Source organism: Bradyrhizobium sp. 179, assembly GCF_023073535.1.
Lineage (GTDB): Bacteria > Pseudomonadota > Alphaproteobacteria > Rhizobiales > Xanthobacteraceae > Bradyrhizobium.
In genome coordinates, this window is the sequence record NZ_JADPJR010000055.1 from 1 (window position 1) to 19137 (window position 19137).

18 protein-coding genes and 1 tRNA gene are annotated in these 19137 nt (G+C 63.3%); 5 read left to right on the forward strand and 14 right to left on the reverse strand.

Translation table 11 applies throughout. The features are described 5' to 3' along the window. The 4 genes from IVB12_RS13340 to clpX form a co-directional block, all read right to left on the reverse strand. On the reverse strand, positions 1–183 hold a 183-nt coding region (locus tag IVB12_RS13340), incomplete at its 3' end, for a helix-turn-helix domain-containing protein (RefSeq protein WP_247299688.1). Between the two features lie 224 nt (positions 184–407). Next, on the reverse strand, positions 408–812 hold the full coding sequence (locus IVB12_RS13345) for a GFA family protein (RefSeq protein WP_247299521.1): 405 nt from the start codon (positions 810–812) through the stop codon (positions 408–410). Positions 813–881: 69 nt separating this feature from the next. Continuing rightward, positions 882–3305: an endopeptidase La gene (gene lon, locus IVB12_RS13350; protein ID WP_247277118.1), complete on the reverse strand. Its 2424-nt coding sequence runs from the start codon at positions 3303–3305 to the stop codon at positions 882–884. A 323-nt stretch (positions 3306–3628) separates the two neighbouring features. Then, positions 3629–4900 carry an ATP-dependent Clp protease ATP-binding subunit ClpX gene (gene clpX / locus IVB12_RS13355; protein ID WP_008547851.1) on the reverse strand — a complete coding sequence of 424 codons (1272 nt, stop codon included), beginning with the start codon at positions 4898–4900 and terminating at the stop codon, positions 3629–3631. Positions 4901–5078: 178 nt separating this feature from the next. On the opposite strand from clpX, the gene IVB12_RS13360 reads away from it, so the two are divergent. Continuing rightward, positions 5079–5282, forward strand: a complete 204-nt coding sequence (locus tag IVB12_RS13360) for a hypothetical protein (protein WP_247299522.1) — start codon at positions 5079–5081, stop codon at positions 5280–5282. 57 nt (positions 5283–5339) lie between these two features. On the opposite strand, the gene IVB12_RS13365 is transcribed toward IVB12_RS13360, so the two are convergent. The 3 genes from IVB12_RS13365 to IVB12_RS13375 all read right to left on the reverse strand — a co-directional run bounded on the left by IVB12_RS13365 (position 5340) and on the right by IVB12_RS13375 (position 7880). Continuing rightward, positions 5340–5975, reverse strand: a complete 636-nt coding sequence (locus tag IVB12_RS13365; protein ID WP_247299524.1) for an ATP-dependent Clp protease proteolytic subunit — start codon at positions 5973–5975, stop codon at positions 5340–5342. Between the two features lie 280 nt (positions 5976–6255). Continuing rightward, entirely contained in the window at positions 6256–7626 is a 1371-nt protein-coding gene (gene tig / locus IVB12_RS13370) for a trigger factor (protein WP_247299526.1), read from the reverse strand. Between the two features lie 169 nt (positions 7627–7795). Then, positions 7796–7880 (reverse strand) — tRNA-Leu (locus tag IVB12_RS13375). Positions 7881–8033: 153 nt separating this feature from the next. Here IVB12_RS13375 and IVB12_RS13380 point away from each other — a divergent pair. Further along, on the forward strand, positions 8034–9335 hold the full coding sequence (locus IVB12_RS13380) for a multicopper oxidase domain-containing protein (RefSeq protein ID WP_247299528.1): 1302 nt from the start codon (positions 8034–8036) through the stop codon (positions 9333–9335). 12 nt (positions 9336–9347) lie between these two features. Here IVB12_RS13380 and IVB12_RS13385 read toward each other — a convergent pair whose 3' ends face one another. The 4 genes from IVB12_RS13385 to IVB12_RS13400 are packed head-to-tail and all read right to left on the reverse strand — an operon-like array spanning position 9348 to position 11907. Then, positions 9348–9635 (reverse strand): addiction module antidote protein, encoded by a 288-nt coding sequence (locus tag IVB12_RS13385; protein WP_247299530.1) that lies wholly within the window; start codon positions 9633–9635, stop codon positions 9348–9350. Position 9636: 1 nt separating this feature from the next. After that, positions 9637–9933, reverse strand: coding sequence for a type II toxin-antitoxin system RelE/ParE family toxin (locus tag IVB12_RS13390; protein WP_247299532.1), 297 nt, complete (start codon positions 9931–9933; stop codon positions 9637–9639). Positions 9934–9964: 31 nt separating this feature from the next. Further along, positions 9965–10381, reverse strand: a complete 417-nt coding sequence (locus tag IVB12_RS13395) for a GNAT family N-acetyltransferase (RefSeq protein WP_247299534.1) — start codon at positions 10379–10381, stop codon at positions 9965–9967. A 26-nt stretch (positions 10382–10407) separates the two neighbouring features. After that, positions 10408–11907 carry an NAD(P)H-hydrate dehydratase gene (locus IVB12_RS13400; protein WP_247299536.1) on the reverse strand — a complete coding sequence of 500 codons (1500 nt, stop codon included), beginning with the start codon at positions 11905–11907 and terminating at the stop codon, positions 10408–10410. 381 nt (positions 11908–12288) lie between these two features. Between IVB12_RS13400 and IVB12_RS13405 the strand changes: the two genes are divergently transcribed. Together IVB12_RS13405 and glnA are read left to right on the forward strand one after the other, a co-directional pair. Further along, a complete protein-coding gene (locus tag IVB12_RS13405) occupies positions 12289–12627 on the forward strand; it encodes a P-II family nitrogen regulator (RefSeq protein WP_007603495.1) in 339 nt (112 codons plus the stop codon). A gap of 150 nt (positions 12628–12777) precedes the next feature. Further along, positions 12778–14187 carry a type I glutamate--ammonia ligase gene (glnA, locus tag IVB12_RS13410; RefSeq protein WP_247277112.1) on the forward strand — a complete coding sequence of 470 codons (1410 nt, stop codon included), beginning with the start codon at positions 12778–12780 and terminating at the stop codon, positions 14185–14187. A 292-nt stretch (positions 14188–14479) separates the two neighbouring features. Here the strand turns inward: glnA and IVB12_RS13415 are convergent, their stop codons facing one another. The 3 genes from IVB12_RS13415 to IVB12_RS13425 form a co-directional block, all read right to left on the reverse strand. Next, the gene (locus IVB12_RS13415; protein ID WP_247277111.1) at positions 14480–15241 is read right to left on the reverse strand and encodes a slipin family protein; all 762 of its coding nucleotides are present in this window, start codon (positions 15239–15241) and stop codon (positions 14480–14482) included. After that, entirely contained in the window at positions 15238–16620 is a 1383-nt protein-coding gene (locus tag IVB12_RS13420) for a nodulation protein NfeD (protein WP_247299690.1), read from the reverse strand. The genes IVB12_RS13415 and IVB12_RS13420 overlap by 4 nt, the downstream gene beginning before the upstream one ends. Before the next feature lie 355 nt (positions 16621–16975). Then, positions 16976–17749, reverse strand: a complete 774-nt coding sequence (locus tag IVB12_RS13425; protein WP_247277109.1) for a gamma-glutamyl-gamma-aminobutyrate hydrolase family protein — start codon at positions 17747–17749, stop codon at positions 16976–16978. A gap of 245 nt (positions 17750–17994) precedes the next feature. Here IVB12_RS13425 and IVB12_RS13430 point away from each other — a divergent pair, with 245 nt between their 5' ends. Next, positions 17995–19134: an AI-2E family transporter gene (locus IVB12_RS13430; RefSeq protein ID WP_247299539.1), complete on the forward strand. Its 1140-nt coding sequence runs from the start codon at positions 17995–17997 to the stop codon at positions 19132–19134. The last annotated feature ends 3 nt before the right edge of the window (positions 19135–19137 follow it).

The following is a 19137-nucleotide window of genomic DNA, read 5'->3' on the forward strand; positions in this document are numbered from 1 at the left end:
CGGCAGCTGGTTGGCGTAGCGCACCGGCCGTCGCGACCGGTCCGTCAGGGCCTCGAACCCGTGTTCCTTGTACCGGCCAAAGATCTTGTAGCCGGTCTTTCGCGAGATGCCGAAATCCCGGCAGACGTCCGTCATGGCCTCGCCGTCCAGCAGCCGGACGACAAACCGCAGGCGTTCCTCCATCACCGAACTCGCTTTCCACGGCATCCGCACCTCCCGCAGAACAAAAGCGGAAAGTGTAACCCATGTGTCCGGTACGAAGTGTCACCTATGTCTCGGGCCGCTCAGCTCGCTTCGCGACCTACGGCTGGGCAAGCCACCTTCGGAACATCATTGACGCGAAGCGGGCGAGGGCTGTCACGCCGGAGCCCGACAGGCGAAGGCGGACTTCCCGATACACGCCAAGCTCAATCCTTCGGTCTCCCCGGCAGCCCTGGCACCGCATCGATCCAGACCGCGGCCGACTGGCACCAGATCTGCCGGACCGGCCTAAGAGTGTTGCGCTGGCGGATGCTGCCCCAGCGGATGCCCCAGTCGTCGGCCTGGTCGCCCTCACCGCTCGTGAACAGCGGGGAACCGCAATCGGCGCAGAAATGCTGGAAGCGCATTCGGCCGTTGTCGCCCCGCTTGCCATAGATTTTGGGCGTGCCGCCGGTCAGGCGGACGTCCGCTCCGGAACAGACGGCCGTCACCCGGAACGGCGAGCCGGTCAGGGCCTGGCAGTCAGTGCAGTGGCAAACCGAGACCGCCTCGGGATCGATGTCGGCCTCGAAGCTGATCTTGCCGCAATGGCATTGCCCATCGATCTGCATCGCCTCTCCCTCTGGCCCCAAAACAAAAACGGCGCCCGAAGGCGCCGTTTTATCATCTTTCGCTGAACCTTAGTGGGCGGTCAGGCCGCCGGCGGCCTCATCCCCGTCCGGCTTCACCGTCACCTTGGTGTCCTCTTCCCAGACAATCGGGACCGGCTTCTTGACCAGCGCCTTGGCGACAACGTCGTCGAGGCGAGAAACCGGGATGATCTCCATGCCGCCCTTGATCGCATCGGAAATCTCCGTGAGATCCTTGGCATTGTCCTCGGGGATCAGCACCGTCTTGATGCCGCCGCGGGCAGCAGCCAGCAGCTTCTCCTTCAGGCCGCCGATCGGCAGCACGCGACCGCGCAGCGTGATCTCGCCTGTCATCGCGACATCGTGGCGGACCGGAATGCCGGTCATGACCGAGATGATCGCGGTCGCCATGGCGACACCCGCGGACGGACCATCCTTCGGCGTCGCGCCCTCCGGCACGTGCACGTGGATGTCGCGCTTGTCGAACAGCGGCGGCTCGACGCCGTAGTTGATCGCACGCGAGCGGACGTAGGACGCCGCCGCCGATATCGACTCCTTCATGACATCACGGAGATTGCCCGTGACCGTCATCTTGCCCTTGCCGGGCATCATGACGCCTTCGATCGTCAGCAGCTCGCCGCCGACGTCGGTCCAGGCAAGGCCGGTGACGATGCCGACCTGCGGCTCGCTCTCGATTTCGCCGAAGCGGTATTTCGGCACACCGAGCAGCTCTTCCAGAGTCTTCTCGGTGACCTTGACCGACTTCTTCTTGGAGATCATCAGCTCCTTCACCGCCTTGCGGGCGAGTGTCGAGAGCTCACGCTCCAGATTGCGCACGCCCGCTTCGCGGGTATAGCGGCGGATCAAGAGCAGCAGCGCGTCGTCGTCGATCGAGAACTCCTTGGAGTCCAGGCCGTGCTTGGACACCGCGTTCGGGATCAAGTGCTTGCGCGCGATCTCGACCTTCTCGTTCTCGGTGTAGCCCGCGATCCGGATGATCTCCATGCGATCCATCAGCGGGCCCGGAATATTGAGCGTATTCGCGGTCGTGATGAACATCACGTTGGACAGATCGTAGTCGACCTCGAGATAGTGGTCGTTGAAGGTCGCGTTCTGCTCGGGGTCGAGCACCTCGAGCAGCGCCGAGGACGGATCGCCGCGGAAATCGGCGCCCATCTTGTCGATCTCGTCCAGCAGGAACAGCGGATTGGACGACTTCGCCTTGCGCATCGACTGGATGATCTTGCCGGGCATCGAGCCGATATAGGTGCGGCGGTGGCCACGGATCTCGGCCTCGTCGCGCACGCCGCCAAGCGAGACGCGCACGAATTCGCGCCCCGTCGCCTTCGCGATCGACTTGCCGAGCGAGGTCTTGCCGACGCCGGGAGGCCCGACGAGGCACAGGATCGGACCCGTCAGCTTGTTGGCGCGCGACTGCACTGCGAGATACTCGACGATGCGTTCCTTGACCTTCTCGAGCCCGTAATGATCGGAGTCCAGGATGGCTTGCGCCGCTTCCAGATCCTTCTTCACCTTGGACTTCTTGTTCCACGGGATCGACAGCAGCCAATCCAGATAGTTGCGCACGACGGTCGCTTCCGCGGACATCGGCGACATCTGGCGCAGCTTCTTCAATTCGTGCTGCGCCTTCTCGCGCGCTTCCTTGGAGAGCTTGGTCTTGGAGATCTTCTCTTCGAGATCGGCGAGCTCGTCGCGACCGTCGTCGTCGCCGAGTTCCTTCTGGATCGCCTTCATCTGCTCGTTGAGATAATACTCGCGCTGGGTCTTCTCCATCTGGCGCTTGACGCGCGAGCGGATGCGCTTCTCGACCTGGAGCACGGAGATCTCGCTCTCCATCAGGCCCAGCACCTTCTCGAGGCGCGTGGTGACGGACAGCGTCTCCAGGATGCCCTGGCGGTCCGCGATCTTGACCGCAAGATGCGAGGCGACGGTGTCGGCGAGCTTGGCGAAATCGGTGATCGCCTGCACGACGCCGACGACCTCGGCCGAGATCTTCTTGTTGAGCTTCACGTAGCTCTCGAAGTCGGACACGACCGAGCGCGCCAGCGCCTCCGCCTCGACCGACTTCGCGTCGGTGTCGGCGAGCGCGACGGCGGTCGCTTCGTAATAGTCGGCGCGATCGGTGTATTTCTGCACGCGCGCACGCTCGAGCCCTTCAACCAGCACCTTCACGGTGCCGTCGGGAAGCTTCAAGAGCTGGAGCACGCTGGCAAGCGTACCGGTCTCGTAGATGGCATCGGGCGCCGGATCATCATCGGACGCGTTCTTCTGCGTCGCCAGCATGATCAGCGCATCGTTCTTCATCACCTCTTCGAGCGCGCGGATCGACTTCTCGCGGCCGACGAAGAGCGGCACGATCATGTGCGGGAAGACGACGATATCGCGCAGCGGCAGCACGGGATAAGCGTGCGTTTCGCCATGAACGATGGTTGGCCGAGGTTTGGGATTAGTCATGGCCTTTTCCTTTTGCTTTGCCCCCTTGCACGCAGCCCGCTGATCATGCGCAACCGCCACAAGGTGCCGACGTGATCCGCAGAGCCGGTCGGTCCTTTTGCGAGTCGGACCGGCTTGCCGGATCGGAACTGAGGCGAATCCAGAAGAGAATTTTCGCTCGCCGCCGACATTAGGTGGCTATCGACCCGGGGGGTGTCAAGTCATTGAAAAACGCGCGCCTTCAGGCGCTTACGCACGCAGGTAAGCGACGCAACACCGGCTGCGGAGATACAGCTCCGCAGCCCTCCTTGATGAGACGATTGGAGCGTTCCAGCGCCGGGAAATCAGGCGCTGGCATTCTCGACGGCGCGATCGGACCGATCTGCGTAGATGTAGAGCGGACGCGCCGTGCCTTCCACGACTTCTCGCGAAATCACGACCTCTTCCACACCTTCCAGACCCGGCAGGTCGAACATGGTCTCGAGCAGGATCGCCTCGAGGATCGAACGCAAACCGCGCGCGCCGGTCTTGCGCTCGATCGCCTTGCGCGCGACCGCGCCAAGCGCCTCGTCGGCGAAGGTCAGCTCGATGTTCTCCATCTCGAACAGGCGTTGGTACTGTTTCACCAGCGCGTTCTTCGGCTCGGTGAGGATCTTCTTCAGCGAGGTCTCGTCCAGGTCCTCGAGCGTCGCCACGACCGGCAGACGACCGACGAACTCGGGGATGAGGCCATACTTCAGGAGATCCTCAGGCTCGACGTGACGGAAGATCTCGCCGGTCCGGCGATCCTCTGGCGCGAGCACCTGGGCACCGAAGCCGATCGAGGTCGACCGTCCGCGCGCCGAGATGATCTTTTCGAGACCGGCGAAGGCGCCGCCGCAGATGAACAGGATGTTGGTGGTATCCACCTGCAGGAATTCCTGCTGCGGATGCTTGCGGCCGCCCTGCGGCGGGACCGAAGCCACCGTGCCTTCCATGATCTTGAGCAGCGCCTGCTGCACGCCCTCACCCGACACGTCGCGCGTGATCGAGGGATTGTCGGACTTGCGGCTGATCTTGTCGATTTCGTCGATGTAGACGATGCCGCGCTGGGCGCGCTCGACATTGTAGTCGGCAGCCTGGAGCAGTTTCAGGATGATGTTCTCGACGTCCTCGCCGACATAGCCGGCTTCGGTCAGCGTCGTCGCGTCCGCCATCGTGAACGGCACGTCGAGGATGCGGGCGAGCGTCTGCGCGAGCAGCGTCTTGCCCGAGCCGGTCGGACCGATCAGCAGGATGTTCGACTTCGCGAGCTCGACGTCGTTGTGCTTGGTCTGGTGGTTGAGGCGCTTGTAGTGGTTGTGCACCGCGACCGACAGGACCTTCTTCGCATGGCTCTGGCCGATCACGTAATCGTCCAGGACCTTGCAGATTTCCTTCGGCGTCGGAATGCCGTCGCGCGACTTGACCAGCGAGGATTTGTTCTCCTCGCGGATGATGTCCATGCAGAGCTCAACGCACTCGTCGCAGATGAAGACCGTGGGACCCGCGATCAGTTTGCGGACTTCGTGCTGGCTCTTGCCGCAGAACGAGCAATATAGCGTGTTCTTGGAGTCGCTCGTGCCGACCTTACTCATTCATGTCTCCGTCCGCGGTTCGATCCCGTTCCGCTCGATCGCTCCATTCCGACACGATGGCCGGCATGAAGCTTAAGTAGAGCAAATTCCGTACCAAAAAAGACCCTACGCGTTACATCCCGTGCGAATCACGGTCGCTCGATTCTCCGCGATCTTAGCCGATCAATCGTAGCCAACCATGCTGTCACCCGACTATCAAGAATTCGCTAATCGGGGCTCGCCGGCTACCCGTGACAATACCGTGATTTCCGGCCTTGGCACGGGCGAAGTGATCGAAATCATTCCGGCGTTGCTGGATTACCACGAAAAACAAGCACGAAAGCGGAACTTTCTGCCTGTCGCAGGACGCAAGACGGCGTTTTGCAACGCGCCCTTAACGTGAACACCGTCCTGACGGTCCCCGGCGATCCCGAGGGATCGCCGTAACCACCGGGTAGTGCTATTGGGTTTTCGCCGGCGCCGGTTCCTCGGCGCGCTTGTCGATCACCCTGTCGACCAGACCGAACTCCTTGGCGTCGTTCGCAGTCAGGAACTTGTCGCGTTCCAGCGCGTCCTCGATCGACTTGTAGGTCTGGCCGGTGTGCTTGACGTAGATCTCGTTGAGCCGCTTCTTCAGATTCAGGATTTCCTGGGCGTGCAGCATGATGTCGGTGGCTTGGCCCTGGAAGCCGCCGGAGGGCTGGTGAACCATGATACGCGCGTTCGGCAGCGAGAAGCGCATCTCCTTCTCGCCGGCGGCAAGCAGCAGCGAGCCCATCGAAGCCGCCTGGCCCGTGCACAGCGTCGAGACCGGCGGGCGGATGAACTGCATGGTGTCGTAGATGGCAAGCCCCGACGTCACCACGCCGCCCGGCGAGTTGATGTACATCGAGATTTCCTTCTTCGGATTTTCAGCCTCGAGGAACAACAACTGCGCGACGATCAACGTCGACATCCCGTCCTCGACCGGGCCGGTCACGAAGATGATGCGCTCCTTCAGCAGGCGCGAGAAAATGTCGTAGGCGCGCTCGCCACGGTTGGTCTGCTCGACCACCATAGGCACGAGGTTCATGTAGGTTTCAACCGGATCGCGCATGAGTCACCTAGGGTTTCGGAGACGGACATCGCCAGGCTTGGCTGCCAGTTTGGCTGGATTTGCCGGAAGGCGGATGGACGTCCTGTGATGCAGGAACTTGGCAGAGGTAGAACATTGGTACAGGGCGTACCGACAGATATAGCCCAATTCGCGCCTGACAAGTGCGGAGCGCATTAAGGCTTAATCCCTCGGGTAGTTGAAGCTGATTCGCACAAAGAGGCCCAGCCGGCCATCTGGCTAGCTTGGCCTCTTCGCTGATCATTCTTAATAGAAGACTGCCTCAATCCCTTGAGGCAGCGGTCTTTTCCGCCTCGTCGTCCTTGTAGAGGTCCTCGCGCGAGACCTTCTTCTCGGTCACGTTTGCGAGTTCGAGGATGAAATCGACGACCTTGTCCTCATAGATCGGTGCACGAAGCTGGGCCAGCGCCTGGGCGTTGTTGCGGTAATAGTCCCAGACCTCCTTCTCACGGCCGGGCATCTGGCGCGCCCGCTCGATCACCGCGCGGCCGACCTCGTCGTCGGTCACGGTGATCTTGTTCTTCTCGCCGATCTCGGAGAGCACGAGGCCGAGGCGCACGCGGCGGTCGGCGATCTTGCGGTACTCTTCCTTGGCGGCATCTTCCGTGGTGTTCTCGTCGGCGAAGGTCTTGCCGGCGGAGTCCATCTCGGCCTTGACCGAGTTCCACATCAGATTGAACTCCTCGTCGACCAGCGAGGGCGGCGCTTCGAAGCGATGCGCCTCGTCGAGGCGGTCGAGCAGCGCGCGCTTGACACGCTGACGCGTCGCGGTCGCGAACTCGGCGGCGAGACGCTCGCGCGCGGCTTCCTTCAGCTTGTCGAGCGATTCAAGGCCGAGCGTCTTGGCGAACTCGTCGTCGATCGCGATGTCCTGCGGCGCCTCGATCAACGTCGCGGTGGTCTCGAACTCGGCGGGCTGGCCGGCGAGCTTGTCGTTCATGTAGTTCTTCGGGAACGACACTTTTAGCGTGCGCGTCTCGCCCGCGCCGATGCCGGTCAGCTGCTCCTCGAAGCCGGGGATGAAGGTGTTGGAGCCGATGACGACCTGGATGCCCTCACCGGTGCCGCCCTCGAAGGCTTCGCCGTTGATGGTGCCCTTGAAGGCGACGGTGACGCGGTCGCCCGAGGCGGCCTTGGCGCCCTCGCCCTTGTCAGCATAGGTACGGTTGGAATCAGCGATGCGCTTGATCGCCTCGTCGACGTCGGAATCGGTGACCTCGGCGACGGGCTTCTCGACCTGGAAGGTCTTGAAGTCGGCGAGCGCGATCGAAGGCACCACCTCGATTGCGACCGTGTAGGTCAGATCAGTCTTACCCGACAGCAGCTCCTCGACCTCGGCCTGCTCGGTCGGCATGGTGATCTTCGGCTCGGTCGCAAGGCGGAAGCCGCGCTCGGAGAACAGCTGGGTGTTGGTGTCGCGGATGGTCTGGTCGATGGTCTCGGCCATCACCGAGCGGCCATAGACCTTCTTCAGGTGACCGACCGGCACCTTGCCGGGACGGAAGCCGTTGAGGCGGACCTTGTCCTTGAGATCGACGAGCTTGGCATCGGCCTTGGCGTCGAGATCAGACGCAGGGACGCTGATCTTGAACTCGTGCTTCAAACCTTCCGAGAGGGTCTCTGTGACCTGCATGGCGTCCAATCTTCTTCTCGTTCGGTCCCGGCGCGCATGCGTCGGGACGCTGTCATTAATCCGGCGCGAGGCAGACGCCTCAACGCCGGTGGTTCAACAGGCCGGCTCCAAGCGGACAAACATCCGCGAGGAAGCTGGCCTCGTAATCCGTGCAAACGCTGAAAGCGCTTGGTGCGGGCGGAGGGACTCGAACCCCCACATCTTGCGACACTGGAACCTAAATCCAGCGCGTCTACCAGTTCCGCCACGCCCGCGTGAATTCGCATCAAGGCCGGCCGCGATGCCGCGGGCGGCCGGGCTTATAGCATGTGCCCGACTGTTCGCAGCAAAAAAATGGCTGGTCGGAGGCAGGCATCAAATAGGCATGACGGCTGGACTTATCCAGCGCGGCGTGGTCCGGATCGGCCATGACAACGTGGATTTTTGACCTGAGCCGACGCGAGGTCTTGGCGGGCCTCGGCGCCACGGCGGCCGGGCTGATCGCCGGTGGCGCCACCCCGCCGGTCACTGCCCAGCTCGCCCTCCAGGCAAGGCCGGCGACGTTGGCGCTGAGGCAGGGTCAGCCGCCTACGCCGATCTGGGAGCTCGCCGCCGTAAGCCATCTGGGAAACGTTCGTCTCAAGCGCGGCAACCGCTGCGAGGTGGTGTTCCGGAACGAGCTGCCTGTGCCGCTTGCACCAGTCTGGTCCGGCCTGAACGGCCCGGCCGCTTCCGATCCGCTCCGGGGGCGCGCGCCAACCGCCCCGGACGCGACTGAAACATCAATCATCTCAATATCTAGTGCCGGAACCCTGCTGGCCGACTTCCGGCTCTTCGAGGACGGCCTGAAGCAACCCGCGCGGCCGCTTCCGATCATCGCCGAGGAGGCAAATCGGGTCCCCGTCGATCGCGACGAGGTGTTGCTGATTGAGGAATGGCGCCTGCGGCCGGACGGGACCGCGCTTGTCCCCGGTCGCGATCCCCAGGACAGGACGCCGCTCTATACGATCAACGGACAGACTTCATTCGAGCTCTCAGCCGCGGCCAATGAGCGGCTGCGGCTGCGCTTTATCAATGGCTCCCAACGCACTGTTCTGGCGATCAAATTGGAAAGCCACGAGGTCCGGGTCATGGCCCTGGACGGGCAGCCGGCCGAGCCCTTCCCGGCTCGCAATGGCGTCCTCGTGCTGGCTCCCGGTGCGCGGGCCGACGCGTTTGTGGACGCGGCCACATCGGCCGCTTTCGTGCTGCATGACGGCAAGGAGGCGCGAAGCGTAGGCAGCCTCAAGGTATCGGGCAGGCTGGAGCGCGCGCCGCTATTGCCGCCGCAACCTCTCCCTCCCAATGACCTGCCCGATCAACTCGATCTGAGAGGCGCCCTGCGGTTCGATGTCGCGCTGGGCGCAGCCGATTCCGGCTGGGCGCGGCCGGCAAACTTTTCCACCGCTTCCGCCCCCGCCTTCCGCGCCAAGACCGGCCGCACCGTCGTGCTGGTCCTGCAGAACGCCGCCCCGATCACCACCGTGTTCCACCTGCACGGCCACCCCTTCCGCCTGCTCGACAAACTTGACGACGGCTGGAAGCCCTACTGGCTCGACACGCTCGCGATCGAGCCCCGCCAGACCCAGCGCATCGCGTTCGCGGCGACCTCACCCGGACGATGGCTGCTCGAATCCGTTCTGACCGACTGGGCCGCCCCGCGCCTGGTGCGCTGGTACGCGGTGGAGTGAGCGCCCCGCCAATTAGGCGTGCGGCTTGGCCGTAAGCTCGATCCCAAGGGCCTTCATCACCGCGATAGTCGTCTTCAGCGTCGGATTGCCGTTGGCGCTGAACGAGCGATAGAGTTGCTCACGAGAAAGGCCCGTCTCCTTGGCGATCTGCGTCATGCCTTTGGCACGGGCGACGACGCCAAGCGCGTGGGCAATATAGGCTACGTCCTCCGTCTTGAACGCCTCTTCCATGAAGACGGCAATCGCCTCGTCGGACTGAAGGTCCTCCGCCGGATCATAAGTCGTCAGCTTCTCGCCCATCTCATTCGCTCCACATCTCGGCGAGGCGCTTGGCCGCCTTGATGTCCTTCGCCTGCGTGCTCTTGTCGCCGCCGCACAGCAGAACGATGATTGTGTTGCCCCGCTTTTGAAAATAGATGCGATAGCCGGGGCCGTAATGGATACGCAGTTCGCTCACGCCATCGCCCACCGGCTCGACATCGCCGGCATGCCCTTGAGCCAGCCGATCCAATCGCGACGCAATCACCGCTCTGGCACGCTCGTCCCTGAGACGCGATCGCCACTTCCGAAAGGTCTCAGTCTGCTTGAGGTCAACCACTTGTAGTTTATAGACTACATTCTTTTGCACATCAAGTGGGTTCGCGTATCCAGCGGTAACGGACGTCCGGCTCATTCTCCACGTTTCGCATACCGTCGGTCTGCTCGACCAAGCTAAAACCCCTTCTCTCGTAGAAGCCTCGCGCCGAGGCGTTGCGCTGGAAGGTCCAGAGCTCCAGCCGTTCACAGGCGCGCTTGGCGACCTCGAGCAGTCCGGTGCCGACGCCGCGGCCTTGGGCAACGGGAAGCACATAGAGCTGCTCGATCCATCCGTCACGGAAAGCGATGAGCCCGCTCAGCACATCGCCGTCGAAACTTCCCCACACGCGGCATATCGGAAAAACGCGCTCGCGGTAGAACCAGCGGTCCTCGTCCAGCGTGTGCAGCCCAACCAGCCACGACATGGCGTGGTCGAACGCGATGCGATGGACCTGTGCGGCGGCATCCATGTCGGGCAGCGCGAGTGGCCTGAGCACTAGTACTCTACCCCGAGCGCGTCATAGATCCGCCGATGCACGGCTGGCAGCGTCTCGGTGAGATCCTCTGCGATCAGCCCGGGCCCGGCTTCCCGCCCCGCCTCGCCGTGCATCCACACGCCGATGCTGGCGGCCTCGAACGCCGGCACGCCTTGCGCCAGGAGGCCAGCGATGATGCCCGAGAGCACGTCGCCGGCGCCGGCGGTGGCGAGCCAGGGCGGCGCGTTGGCGGCGATGATGGCGCGGCCGTCGGGGGCGGCGATCGTCGTGTCCGGTCCCTTCAACAGCACGACGGCGCCGGAGCGCTCGGCGGCGGCGCGAACGCGCTCGAGTTTCGAGCGGCCCGGATGCTTGTTGCTGAGGTCGGAAAACAGCCGCGGAAACTCGCCCTCGTGCGGGGTCAGCACCACCGTATTGTCCTGCGACGACTTGATCGATTCGAACAGCCGCTCGGGCTTTGCGGCAAAGCTCGTCAGCGCGTCGGCGTCCAGCACCAGGCGCCGCTGGGCCGTCAGCGCGGTGTGAACGAGATCGCAGGTGCGCTCGCCGACGCCCGCGCCGGGGCCGATCATGCAGGTGTTATAGCGCTTGTCGCCGAGAAGCTCGCCGAACTCGATCGCGGTGTCGATCGGGCGAACCATCACCGCGGTCAGCGCGCTCGCGTTGATCGCGAGCGCATCGCGCGGGCTCGCCAGCGTCACGAGGCCGGCGCCGGCCCGCAGCGCCGCGCGTGCGGCAAGCCGCGCAGCGCCCGTTGCGGCTGCATCACCGGAGACGGCCAGCACATGGCCTCGCGCAAATTTGTGACCGTCGACGCGCGGCACCGGAAAGGCGGCGCCCCAGAAATCCGGATCGTTCTCGAAGAGCTGCGGGGCGATCTCGTCCAGCACGCTTGCGTCGATGCCGATGTCGGCGACGCGCACACGGCCGCAATGCATGCGACCGGGCAGCAACAGATGCGCCGGCTTCTTGCGGAAGAAAGTCACGGTCTCCGCGGCATTCACGGCCGCGCCCATCACCGCGGCGCTGGTGCCGTTGATGCCGCTCGGCAGGTCGACGGCCAGCACCGGCGCGCCGTTGCCGTTGATCGCCTCGATCATCGCGCGCGCCTCGCCATCGACCGGACGGCTGAGACCCGCGCCGAACAGCGCATCAATGATCAGTGCCGGCTTTCCGATCGCCTGCGGATTGAACGGGAGCACCGGGTGCTTCCAGCCGCGCGCGGCCGAGGCGGCGTCACCCTGAAGCTGGTCGCGCTCGCACATCAGGATCACCGAGACCTCGCGCCCTTGGGCGGCGAGCTCGGCGGCTGCGACAAAACCGTCGCCGCCATTGTTGCCGGGACCGGCGACGATCAGGATCGGCCCCTCCTCCACCAGCGCATTGGCCGCCTCGGCGACCGCCTGGCCGGCGCCGAGCATCAGCTTGAAGCCGGGCGTGCCTGCCGCAATGCTGAGCTGATCGGCGCGCTGCATTTCAGCGTTGGTCAGAACTTCCATGCCACTTCCCTGTCCAAACGCCCGTTCAACAGGCACGTTCCGTGCCGACCCATCCCACGAAACAAACGATCTGCACACATATTGAACCGTTTGCCTATTTCGTAGTCTTCGGTATTTTGTGCCGGTCGGCGCCACCTATCAGATTGTGCTCGTTAAAAGGCTGATAACGCTCCAATAATCAGGGCATTTGCAACTTGGCATAGACCCTGCTTTCGAGGAAGCCGCTTCGGTTTGTCGTGCTCACTGGCATCTATCAGGGCGTGGCCGGCCGTCGTTGCCGGGCTGGTCAGGCATCCCGGCATAGCGAAGAACGATTGTGCGTGACAAAAGCGCATCCTGACGAAGACGTTGCTATTTGATCGAAAGGCCGGGAGGCGCGCAGTGAAGAAAATCGAAGCCATCATCAAGCCATTCAAGCTCGACGAGGTGAAGGAAGCGCTTCAGGAAGTCGGCCTACAGGGCATCACCGTCACCGAAGCCAAGGGCTTTGGCCGGCAGAAGGGTCACGCCGAACTCTACCGCGGCGCAGAATACATCGTCGACTTCCTGCCCAAGGTGAAGATCGAGATCGTGATCGGCGACGATCTGGTCGAGCGCGCCATCGACGCGATCCGGCGCGCGGCGCAGACCGGGCGCATCGGCGACGGCAAGATCTTCGTCTCCAATATCGAAGAGGCGATCCGCATCCGAACCGGCGAATCCGGGCTGGACGCTATCTGAGCCGGGTGCTATCCCGCATTTTGCGACACTCTGACAGGAAATAAGGCTGCTTCGGCGGCCTGATTTCGTTTGTACGCGCGCAAAACTCGCCCAAAGCGAGAATAATCTTGCTCATCTGGAAACCGACCCGCAGAGCCAAAAGGGGTATGCATGAAGACCGCCAAAGACGTCCTGAAATCGATCAAGGACAACGACGTCAAATACGTCGACCTGCGCTTCACCGATCCGCGCGGCAAGTGGCAGCATGTGACGTTCGACGTCAGCATGATCGATGAGGATATTTTCGCCGAAGGGACGATGTTCGACGGTTCCTCGATCGCCGGTTGGAAGGCGATCAACGAGTCCGACATGTGCCTGATGCCCGATCCGGTGACCGCGACGATCGACCCGTTCTTCGCCGAGACCACGATGGTCATCACCTGCGACGTGCTCGAGCCGACCACCGGCGAGCCCTACAACCGCGACCCCCGCGGCATCGCCAAGAAGGCCGAGGCGATGGTGAAGTCGATGGGCGTGGGCGACACCGTCTTCGTCGGCCCCGAGGCCGAGTTCTTCGTGTTCGACGACGTGCGCTTCTCCTCGACCCCCTACAACACCGGTTTCCGTCTCGACTCCTCGGAACTGCCGACCAACTCCGATACCGAATATGAAGGCGGCAATCTCGGCCACCGCGTCCGCACCAAGGGCGGCTACTTCCCGGTTCCGCCGCAGGACTCCGTGCAGGACATGCGCTCGGAGATGCTCGGGGCCATGGCCAAGATGGGCGTCAAGGTCGAGAAGCATCACCACGAAGTCGCCTCCGCCCAGCACGAGCTCGGCATGAAGTTCGACACGCTGACGCTGATGGCCGACCACATCCAGATCTACAAATATTGCATCCACCAGGTCGCGCACATCTACGGCAAGACCGCCACCTTCATGCCGAAGCCGGTCTATGGCGACAACGGTTCGGGCATGCACGTTCACCAGTCGATCTGGAAGGACGGCAAGCCGGTGTTCGCCGGCAACAAGTACGCCGACCTGTCCGAGACCTGCCTCCATTACATCGGCGGCATCATCAAGCACGCCAAGGCGATCAACGCCTTCACCAATCCCTCGACCAATTCCTACAAGCGTTTGGTCCCTGGCTATGAAGCGCCCGTGCTGCTCGCCTACTCCGCGCGCAACCGCTCGGCCTCCTGCCGCATCCCTTACACCGCTTCGCCGAAGGCCAAGCGCGTCGAAGTGCGCTTCCCCGATCCGCTCGCCAATCCCTATCTCGGCTTCGCCGCGATGCTGATGGCCGGCCTCGACGGCATCAAGAACAAGATCGATCCGGGTCCGGCGATGGACAAGGATCTCTACGATTTGCCGAAGGAAGAGCTGAAGCAGATCCCGACGGTGTGCGGCAGCTTGCGTGAAGCCCTCGAGAATCTCGACCAGGACCGCGCCTTCCTCAAGGCCGGCGGCGTGTTCGACGACGACTTCATCGATGCCTATATCGAGCTGAAGATGACCGAAGTCGAGCGCTTCGAGATGACCCCGCATCCGATCGAATTCGACATGTACTATTCGGGCTGATCGGCTCGAATGCCATGCGACAAGCAAAAGGCGCTCCGAAAGGGGGCGCCTTTTCGTTTCGGAAGTTGTGGTAAGGCTATCGCATATGACTGCTGCAATCTTGTCGAACGTGCTCGGCCTGCCTGCATAGTTCGAGGCGCACGCTGAGGCGAGTTCCTCACCATGAGGACGTGATATTCGCCGGGGGGTCCGCCATAGGCGGGGTCCTTCGGATGTTTCTCCCGTTTAAGTAGGCATCAACATTCGAGATGCCCATTTTGGGCCGAGATGGGGTCATCCTCGCCGCTTACGGCTAAGGGTTGTTAGGCCGCGGCATGAAATGATCGAGCAAGCCCGTCGGCAGCGGAAACACGACGGTCGACGACCGTTCGCCGGCGATGTCGTGCAGAGCCGCGAAATAACGCAGCTGCATTGCCTGAGGCTCCTGCGCGAGGATCCGGCCGGCTTCGACGAGCTTTTCGGCGGCCTGCTGCTCGCCCATCGCATTGATCACCTTGGCTCGCCGCAAGCGCTCCGCCTCGGCCTGTTTGGCGATCGCGCGAACCATGGTTTCGTTGATATCGACGTCCTTGATCTCTATGCCGGTGACCTTGATGCCCCAGATGTCAGTCTGCTTGTCGAGGATCTCCTGGATATCGGCGTTCAACCTGTCGCGCTCGGCAAGCATCTCGTCGAGCTCGTGCTTGCCGAGCACCGAACGCAACGTGGTCTGGGCGAGCTGGCTGGTGGCCGCCATGTAATCGCCGACCTTGATGATGGCGCGCTCGGGATCGACGATGCGGAAGTACAGAACGGCATTGACCTTGACGGACACGTTGTCCCGCGAAATCACGTCCTGCGGCGGCACGACCTGCACCATCACGCGTAGATCGACCTTGACGAGTTGCTGCACGATCGGAACGAGGATGATGAGGCCCGGGCCCTTCACACCGGTAAAGCGGCCGAGCGTAAAGATGACGCCGCGCTCGTACTCGCGCAGAATTCGAATGGCTTGGGACAGAAACATGATGACCAGCAACGCGAGTGCCGCATAGGTCAGATATTCCAGCATCATGATGTACCTCCCTTACCACTCCGCAGCGGCGCGCGCCGTATCAGCAGCGTCAGGTCGACGACGCTGGTAACTTCGACCGTCTCTCCGGGCTTGAACGAGTCGGCGCCGCGCGCCTGCCAGCGCTCGCCATGGGCGAAGACATGACCTTCGCTCCCATTCCAATCGAGGACCTCAGCAGGCAAGCCTCGCATGGCCTGCGCGCCGACCCGTTCAGGAGCCTTGGCGGCACGCCGAAGCGAACCAAGCAAGACCAGAGCAAAGCCGACGAACACAGCTGCAGTGATGCCGATCACCGACCACGACAGGCGGTAGCCGGGCGCCTCGACCCTGAACAGCATCAGCGCACCCAGCACGAAGGCAATGATCCCTCCGAGACCGATCACCACCGTCGGATTGAAGGCTTCGACGGTGAGAAGCACGAGTCCGACCAGCATCAGGGCGAGGCCGGCATAGTTGATCGGCAGCAAATTGAGCGCATAGAGGCCGATCAGCAGACAGATCGCGCCGACCACTCCGGGAGCGACGGCTCCGGGAGACATGAACTCGAAGATCAGACCGTAAATGCCCACCATCAGGAGAATGAACGCCACGTTCGGATCGGTGATGACCGCCAGGAAGCGGGATATCCGTCCCGGCTCGATGGCTTCGACGACAGCATCCTTCGTCGCGAGGCGCTGCGACTTGCCGCCTGCAATCTCCACCACACGGCCATCGATCTGCCGCAGCAATTCGGCCTGATCGCGCGCGACGAGATCGATCGCATGTGCCTCTAACGCGCCATTGGCAGAGAGAGTGGCGGCCTCACGCACCGCCTTCTCTGCCCAATCCGCATTGCGGTTGCGCAGCTCGGCAAGGCTGCGGATAAAGGCAACGGCATCGTTCGTGGCCTTCGCCGTCATCGCGTCCTTCGGCTCACCCTTCTTGTCTTTGCCATCCTTCTCGGGTGTGCCGCTCGGCAAGCCCGGTAGCGGCCCGCCAATCTGGACCGGCGTCGCCGCACCGATATTGGTGCCTGGTGCCATCGCCGCGATGTGGGTCGCATAAAGAATGTAGGTCCCGGCACTCGCCGCGTGGGCGCCGGATGGGGCGACGTAGCCGACGATAGGGATGGACGAGGCGAGCGCATCCGCGATGATCTCGCGCATGCTGGAATTGAGACCGCCGGGCGTGTTCATTCTCAGAAGCACGACCTCGGCGCGCCGTTCGCTCGCTTTGGCCAAAGCCTCCCGCACGTAGCTGGCTGACGCAGGGCCAATGGCCCCGTCGATCGAAGCAACCAGTGCAACACGGCCGCTCTCCTCCGCTGAGCTGGGAAGGAGGCAGCAGGTCAAAGCCACGACGGTAATCGCCGCAACGAGGGCCGCCTTCATGGTCTGCACGGCAAGGGCTCCCTTGCAGAGCATATGGTGGTCCTCTCGTGAACCTCAATGCTGCGCAGACCAACGTCGCGATTGTGCAACGCAATGCGATGGTCCTGCAGGATGGCGATGTGATTGGTCCAAGAGAGGCGGTGGCCGACCATGCCTAGCTGATCCGCCCTGCGCCCGGCGCTGCTATCGTACCACCTCACCCCGTCCGTGCCGATCGGTCCGAACGTGCTCGCGATCATCTCGCTCGTTGGCTGCATGCCGCCGAGCGATCAGTGCGAGGGCTCCTGCTCCCCGATTCTGGCACAGACGTTGCGGCAGAAACCGGATTGCGAAAAAACCGAGGCATTCTCGCCGTGTGCTTAGCCTACGCCGCAGCCTTCTGCCGCGCCGCGAGCGCCTCGCCAAAGGCCTCGAACAGTTTGCGATTGATCGGATTGCGTTGGGGGTCGTATTCGGCGTGCCATTGCACGCCGAGCGCGAAGGTCGGGGCTTCGGCGATGCGGATCGCCTCGATGGTGCCGTCCTCGGCGACGCCCTCGATCAGCACGCGCTTGCCGGGCTCCAGGATACCCTGACCATGCAGCGAATTGACCCGGATCTTCTCGCAGCCGAGGATCTTCGCGAACGCGCCGCCCGGCGTCAGGTCGACGTCGTGGCGGTCGGCGAACACCACGGTGGGATCGGGATGGATCTCGCCATTTTCGAGCCTGGGCATACGGTGGTTTATGCGGCCCGGGATTTCGCGGATCTCGGGATGCAGCGAGCCGCCGAAGGCGACGTTCATCTCCTGCAGGCCCCGGCAGATGCCGAACAGCGGGATGCCGCGGGCGACGCAGGCCACCGAGAGCGCCAGCGCGACTTCGTCGCGGTGGATGTCGTAAGGCTCGTGCTTCTCGCAAGGATCGACGTTGAAACGCGTCGGGTGCACGTTGGCCCGGGCGCCGGTGAGGATGACGCCGTCGACAGTATCGAGCAGCGCCCCGATATCGGTGATGTCGGGCGAGCCTGCGAACATCAGCGGCAAGCCACCGGAGACCTCGGCTACGGCGCGCAGATTTCGCTCGCCGACCATCTGGACCTGAAATCGATTTTCGACGCGATGGGAATTCCCGATCACGCCGACGACCGGCTTTCTCATCTCCCGTTCCGACCTCCCGCAAGAAGATTCTCCAAACATGCCCTTGGGGGAGAACAAATTCAACAGAGGGGATCGCGGGACGGCAATGCCATTTTCGCGCAAATGCCCGGCCAGAGGGCGGCCGCGACACTGTTCGCGCTGGCACGACAAGGTGGACAACGTCAAACCGGCGGTTTTCGACCGGCTTGATCCGAGGCGGGATTTCGCGAAAGAGTGCCTCCCCGCAGCCGCCGAAAGGACCCGATGTGACCATTCCCGCAGATGAACGGCCCCGCGCCCGCGCCGATCTCGCCTGGGCGATCTCGGTCGGGGGCGTCAGTGTCGTGCTGTTCACGGCGATGCTGGTCTTCACTTGGTATTTTGCCGCCACCCTGCTGCTGATCTTCACCGGCATGCTGCTCGGCCTGGGCCTTAACGCGCTGACGGGGGCGCTCGGCCGCCGCGTGCACCTGCCCCATCCCGTCCGGCTCGCGATCGTCTGCATCGCCCTCGCTTTGATGCTCGCGGGCGTCGCCTATCTCGGCGGCGCCACCATCGCGGAGCAGGCCTCGCTGCTGAGCAAAACCATCAAGTCGCAGATCACCAACGTCAGGTCTTTCCTCGAAAACCACGGCATCGACACCAGCTTCTTCGACCTCGGCAATGCTGCATCTGACTTCTCGGCCGACGCACCGGCGAGCTCGACGCCCTCACCAGCAGCGCCCCCGCGCGGTCCTTTGCCCGGCGCCGGCGCGCTCGCTTCCAGCGGCGGAGCGATCGTGAGCCAGACCTTCAAGCTGCTGCTCGGCACCATCCATGGTGTCGGGAACATTTTTATCGTGCTGTTCCTAGGGCTGTCCTTCGCCGCCCAGCCCGGCGTCTATCACGACGGCCTGCTGTTCCTCGCGCCGGCCAAGCATCGTACGCGCGTCACCCTCATCATCGACCGTACCGCTGAAACGCTGGAGCGCTGGCTGATCGCGCAGATTACGGTCATGCTCGCGGTCGGCGCGGTGACCTGGATCGGCCTGGCCATCATCGGCATCCCCGGCGCGTTCATCCTGGGAATCCAGGCTGGCCTGCTTGCCTTTATCCCAACCGTCGGCGCCATTATCGCCGGCGTCATCGTGGTGCTGGCGAGCCTGGCTTCGGGCTGGCTCGCGGCACTGTCGGCGCTGCTGCTTTTCCTCGCCGTCCATGCGATGGAGAGCTACGTGCTGACGCCGCTCCTTCAGCGCCAGGCGCTGGACATTCCACCGGCCACGCTGTTCGCGTTCCAGATCCTGCTCGGCGTCGTGTTCGGAATCTGGGGCCTCGCGCTGGCGCTGCCACTGGTCGCCATTGCCAAGGTCATGATCGATCATTTCAAGACGTATGAGGCGCCGTCTCTGACCGAGGCGGCCTGAGCC